Origin of the sequence: Amycolatopsis sp. NPDC059021 (genome assembly GCF_042739895.1) — a bacterium.
Classification (GTDB): Bacteria; Actinomycetota; Actinomycetes; order Mycobacteriales; family Pseudonocardiaceae; genus Amycolatopsis.
The window spans coordinates 1-5,448 of the sequence record NZ_JBHYIQ010000157.1 but is presented as its reverse complement, the minus strand read 5'-3'; the positions used below and the strand labels follow the sequence as shown (position 1 = coordinate 5,448).

Here is a 5,448-nt window from a genome sequence, read left to right as displayed (position 1 = left end):
CCTTCGGACAGTGCACCCACCATCGCCTCGGCAGCCCTCACCGCGGCGGGCGTACGAACCTCCCCCGCGCCTGCGCTCCGCAACCGCGCCGCGCCGGAGTGCCGACCCACCCCGCCCCACCCCCGGGCCCCCCCCCCACAGCCGAGGTCGCTCCGCCTTTACCGCGAAGCCGTCAATGGGAAGGTTCGCCGAGCCAGCGCCGCAAGGACTCCGCCAGCGTCTCCTGTCCCCCGCCCACCCAAGCGATGTAGCCGTCCGGGCGGACGAACGCGGGCGGCGCGTCGGGGAACTGGACGGGCGCCGCGGCGACGACCGTGACCCGGTCGCCCCACGGTTCGGCGATTTCGCCTGTTTCGCCACGAGGATCGAGCACGATTCCCGCGCCCGTCGCGGCGTGCTGGGCGAAAGTTGTCCCGTCGACCAACGCGAAGTCGGGTGCCCGGCCGCCGATCAGGGGATGGTCGCCGGGGAGGTCGTAGCGCTGCCAGCCGCCACCGATCTTCTTGACCACGTACGTCGCGCCGTGCGGGGTGTCGAGAAGATCGGCCAGCACGCCGCGCAACGCGGTGACGCGGGGATCGCCGGGCACGCTGACCGCCGTCTGCGCCATGCTCCACCGCTGGACCCAGGCGCCGATCGGCCACCTTTCCGCGGTGTAAGTGTCCACAAGGGACTCGGGCGCGAAACCCCGCGCGACGGCGGCGAGCTTCCAGCCGAGATTCATCGCGTCGCCGAGGCCGAGGTTGAGCCCCTGGCCGCCCGCCGGCGAATGCACGTGGGCGGCGTCGCCCGCGATCAGGACCCGGCCGCGGCGGTAGGTTTCCGCCTGGCGGGTGGTGTCGGCGTAGCGGGTCGCGGCGTGGACGGCGGTGACCGTGACGTCGATTCCGCTCACCCGGCGCAGGCTGTCCTGTAGCTCGGCGGCGGTGACCTCGGAATCTCGATCGGCGGGCGGCGGGGTGAACTCGACGACGTGCACGCGCGACTTGCCGTCCTCGGCCCAGCCACCGACCACATAGGACCCGTTCACACCCGGCCGCCAGTCCGGCGCCGTCAGCTCTTCACCGCCTTCCATGTCCACAATGGCCTGTCGTCCGGTGAAAATCGGGTCTACACCGGGAAAATCGAACCCGGCGAGCTTGCGGACCGTACTGCGGCCGCCATCGCAGCCGACCAGCCAGCCCGCCTCGATCTCCTCGCCCCCCGCCCGTACCCGGACCCGGTCCTCCTCGGCGGCGAACCCCGTCACCGCCACGCCCCGGCGGATTTCGGCACCGAGTTCCCGCGCATGACGGGCGAGCACGGTTTCGAGGTCCTGCTGGGCGACGACCCCGGCGCTGAGCGGTTCCCCGGTGAACTCGGGATCGGCGAAGTCCAGCCGATCCGCGCGGATGCCGATCCCGGCGAAATGCCCGACGAACACCTCCCCGGCTTCCGCGCCCTCCGGCCCTGGCTCCCGCGCTTCTTCCGGGTCGTACCAGAAGAAGGCGTTCTCGCGGATCGCGGGCACGAGACCACGCAGGTGCAACGCGGCGACCGCCGGCCCGTTGAGGGCACGCGCGCCCATCGAACCCGCCTTCCGCGGCTGCGCCGGATCGCTTTCGCGTTCGAGCACCAGCACCCGCGCTCCGCCGAGCCGCAGTTCCGCCGCGAGCAGCAGGCCGACCGGCCCCGCGCCCGCGACGACGACGTCGTAGTCCATGTCTCCCCCACCAAACTCTGCCAGCCACAAAAACTAGAAACGATGTTCGCAGTTGACCCAGGCTAGCAAACCCCGAACGTCGTTCGCAATAATCACGGTCGTGGACGAGGTGATCTGGATGCGGCCCGAGCACGGGAGCAGGGGCCCCAAACCGGCGTTCAGCCGAGACGACGTCGCGAAGGCCGCCGTGCGGATCGCCGACGCCGAGGGGCTCGACGCGTTGTCGATGCGCCGGATCGCCACCGAACTCGGCGCGGGCACGGCGTCGCTCTACCGGTATGTCCGCAAGAAGGACGAGATCTTCGAGCTGATGATCGACGCCGTACTGGGCGAGCGGACCGGTTTCTCGCCCAGCGGCGACTGGCGTGCCGACCTGGCCACACTGGCCCACCTGCAGCGGGAGACGGCGCTGCGGCACCGCTGGTTCGCCGGGCTGTCCGCGGGCAGGCCGACGCACGGCCCGCACAGTCTCGCGGGACTGGAACAGGCCTTGTCGGTGTTCGACGGGCTCGACCTGTCCGCCGACGAGATGCTGCTCTGCCTCGACACGGTTTCCGCGTTCGTCCGCGGCCACGTCCTCGCCGAACTGGCCGAGGAGGAGGCCGTCCGCCGCACCGGCCTGAGCCACGACGCCTGGATGGAACAGCAGGGCGAGTACGGCCCGGCGATCATCGGCAGCGGCCGCTATCCGCGCTTCACCCGCGTCATCGTCGAAGCCGAGAGCCCGCACGCGGCGGACCGGCTGGAACGCGGTTTCGCACTCGGCCTCGACCGCGTCCTCGCCGGCCTCGCGGCGAGCATGGAAGGACGCTGATCTAGCGCCCTTCGACCCTGGTCCACCCGAAACCAGCGTCCTTTACAGCTACTATCCTTGGTTAAGGCTTGTAACCATATGGACGGAGGTGGCCATGGCGAACGCCGCGACGTCGCCACGCGAGCGGTACCGGGCGCAGATGCGCACGGAGATCAAGGAGCAGGCGTGGGAGCAGATCGCCACGTCGGGAGCGTCCGCGTTGTCGCTCAACGCGATCGCCAAGCACCTGGGCATGAGCGGGCCCGCGCTCTACCGCTACTACGCCAGCCGCCACGACCTGATCACCGAACTCATCCGGGACGCCTACCGCAGCCTGGCCGACACCCTGGCCGGAGTCGCTGCGGACGGCGACGCCGATCTCCCCCGCCTGGGCCGTACCGTGCGCGAATGGGCACTCGAGGATCCTCAGCGGTACTTCCTCATCTACGGCACACCCGTGCCCGGCTACCACGCGCCCGCCGACACCACGACGATCTCCGAGGAGATCATGGCGCTGCTGCTCGCCGCCTCGCCGGACACGGAGACCGCGACGCGGCACGCGATGGCCTTCTGGACACGCGTGCACGGCGTGCTCTCCCTGGAACTCGCCGGCCACTTCGCCGGGATGGACCTCGACCCCGCCGCCCTCTTCGAGTCCGAATTGGACAGTCTGCGGGAGCTCTGACCCCGCCGGTCAGTGGTGCCGCGAAGTGGCCGCGCCCGGATGCCCGGTGGTGCGGAAGAGGAAGTACGCCGCGACACCCAGCACGACGAGCGCGACGACGACCGCGATCGCGATCTTCACCTTGCTGTACGGGCGTTCGCCGTGCACCTCGCCGGTCCGGCCGTTGACCAGCACCTGCCAGTTCTTGCCCGCGTAGACGTAGGTGGCGATCCACACCGGGAGCAGCATCAGCTTGAACGTCACGGCGTCGTGCCGGGTGTTGACGGAATCGACCCGCTGCACGTCACCGCCGATGTCGCGGCGGCAGTCCTCGGCGATGACCGGCGCCATCCGGCGCTTCGCCTCTTCGAAGCCGTTTTCGGGCTCGACGTCGTAGCGCAGCGCGAAATGCCCGGCGAGATACTGCGGCTGGTACGGCGCGGCTTCGAGCAACGGCCACGGCGCGAGATCGTCCAGCCGCTTCACCGGGAGCAGGAGACTGCCGGGCACCAGCACGTCGTCGAACGCGCGCCCGACCGTGCCCGCCGCCGGATACCAGCGGGTCCGGCGGACCTGACGGGATTTCCGGTTGCCGTCGCTGTCGGTGTAGTACTCGGTGACGTAGTAGTGCTCGCCCCGCGCACCCGTGTAGGCCGACACGGTCTGCGAGTCGTATGTCCAATGGGGAACGTAGGTGCTCTTGGTCGATTCGGCCTCGGTCACCTTTTTCAGCGCGCCCGGCGCGAACCAGCGCGACGAGGTCCATCGGCCCAGCGCGTCGCGCATCCGGCCTCGGTCGAGCTGGAACGGGAGCACGCCCTCCGGCACGATCTGCCCGCTCGCCGTGGCGTCCACGACCAGCGGCGAACCGCAGAACTGGCACAGGCTCGCGGTCTCGTTCGTCTCCGTCCGCGCGGCGCAACGCTGGCACGCCAGCACGTACGCGCCGATGCTGCCGACCGGTTTCCTGGGCAGCACGGCCAGTTCGGCGATCGGGATCTCGCGGATCTGCCTGTCGCCGACCTCGATCTGCTGCCGGAATCCGCAGTACGGGCACTTGAGCACGCTGGTGCCGGGTGCGAACTGGACCCGGGCACCGCAGCCGCCGCACGGATAGGTGTGCGCGGCGACCGGGCCGGGCTGCTGACGTTGCTGTGCGTAGGGATCGGTCATCGGTCCCCCTCCTGACGATCGCTGCGGCCGGTGCTACTGCGGCGGCAACGGCGGAGGGGTGCTGGCCAGCAACGGAGCCACCTCGGGCACCTGGCCGGCAGGCAGCCAGCCCGCCATCCCGGCCCGCCACACGAGCGTGTCGGCGCGCAGCGTTCCGCCCGCGGCCTGCTGACCGAGCTGGGCCCGGTCGAACGGGCCGAGCTGCTGGCCGTTCGCGCCGAGGAACCACTGCTCGGCCTGCGGCAGCGGCGGCGGACCCGCGGGCGCCTGCTGCGGCGCGTATTGAGGTTGTTGCTGGGGCGCGCATTGAGGCTGCTGAGGCGCGGTCCCGGCTCCCGCGGCACGCTGGCCGAGCGCCATGCCCAGCCCGATGCCGAGGCCCTCGCCCGCGCCACCCTCGTTGTACGCGGCGGCCTCGATCGCCTGCGCGGACTGGAACTGCGTGTACTGGTCGAGGTTGCCGACGATGCCCATCTGGCTGCGCTTGTCGATCGCGGCCTCGACCTCGGGCGGCAGCGAGATGTTCTCGATGAAGAACTTCGGGATCTGGATCCCGGACTGCGCGAGTTCCTGGCTGAGCACGCCCGCGAGCCGGTCGCCGATCTGGACCTGCTGGGTGGCCAGGTCGAGCATCGGCACCCCGGCCGTCGCGAGCGCGTTGCCGAGTCTGCTGACGATCAGCTGACGAAGGTGCTCCTCGACCTCTTCGGTGCGGAACTGCGGGTCGGTCCCGGCCAGCTCGCGCAGCAGCGCGGGCGGGTCGATCACCCGCAGCGAGTACCCGCCGAACGCGCGGAGCCGGACCATGCCGAACTCCGGATCGCGCACGATCACCGGGTTCGGGGTGCCCCACTTCAGGTCGGTGAACTGACGGGTGTTGACGAAGTAGACCTCGGCCTTGAACGGCGAGTCGAAGCCGTACTTCCAGCCCTTGAGCGTGGACAGGATCGGCATGTTCTGCGTCTGCAGCGTGTACATGCCCGGCGGATAGGCGTCGGCGACCTGGCCCTCGTTGACGAAGACGGCCGCCTGCGACTCGCGCACGGTGAGCTTGGCGCCCATCTTGATTTCGTTCTCGTACCGGGGAAACCGCCAGACGATCGTGTCGCGGCTGTC

At 70.3% G+C, this 5,448-nt stretch carries 5 protein-coding genes; 2 read left to right on the top strand and 3 right to left on the bottom strand.

Features of this window, described 5'->3' with window-relative positions:
* Positions 1-172: 172 nt before the first annotated feature.
* On the bottom strand, positions 173-1,702 hold the full coding sequence (locus ACFWX1_RS45625; RefSeq protein ID WP_378396188.1) for an FAD-dependent monooxygenase: 1,530 nt from the start codon (positions 1,700-1,702) through the stop codon (positions 173-175).
* A gap of 100 nt (positions 1,703-1,802) precedes the next feature.
* Between ACFWX1_RS45625 and ACFWX1_RS45620 the strand changes: the two genes are divergently transcribed.
* Together ACFWX1_RS45620 and ACFWX1_RS45615 are read left to right on the top strand one after the other, a co-directional pair.
* Positions 1,803-2,516, top strand: a complete 714-nt coding sequence (locus ACFWX1_RS45620) for a TetR/AcrR family transcriptional regulator (protein WP_378396187.1) — start codon at positions 1,803-1,805, stop codon at positions 2,514-2,516.
* Positions 2,517-2,610: 94 nt separating this feature from the next.
* On the top strand, positions 2,611-3,180 hold the full coding sequence (locus ACFWX1_RS45615; RefSeq protein WP_378396186.1) for a TetR/AcrR family transcriptional regulator: 570 nt from the start codon (positions 2,611-2,613) through the stop codon (positions 3,178-3,180).
* A 9-nt stretch (positions 3,181-3,189) separates the two neighbouring features.
* Here the strand turns inward: ACFWX1_RS45615 and ACFWX1_RS45610 are convergent, their stop codons facing one another.
* Together ACFWX1_RS45610 and ACFWX1_RS45605 are read right to left on the bottom strand one after the other, a co-directional pair.
* Positions 3,190-4,332, bottom strand: a complete 1,143-nt coding sequence (locus ACFWX1_RS45610; protein ID WP_378396185.1) for a hypothetical protein — start codon at positions 4,330-4,332, stop codon at positions 3,190-3,192.
* A 33-nt stretch (positions 4,333-4,365) separates the two neighbouring features.
* The coding region (locus ACFWX1_RS45605; protein WP_378396184.1) for an SPFH domain-containing protein at positions 4,366-5,448 on the bottom strand (1,083 nt) is incomplete at its 5' end.

What these genes read in the sequence shown, in the direction of transcription:
- ACFWX1_RS45625 (WP_378396188.1), bottom strand. Translation starts at nt 1,702, where the DNA reads ATGGACTACGACGTCGTCGTCGCGGGCGCGGGGCCGGTCGGCCTGCTG.
- ACFWX1_RS45615 (WP_378396186.1), top strand. Translation starts at nt 2,611, where the DNA reads ATGGCGAACGCCGCGACGTCGCCACGCGAGCGGTACCGGGCGCAGATG.
- ACFWX1_RS45610 (WP_378396185.1), bottom strand. Translation starts at nt 4,332, where the DNA reads ATGACCGATCCCTACGCACAGCAACGTCAGCAGCCCGGCCCGGTCGCC.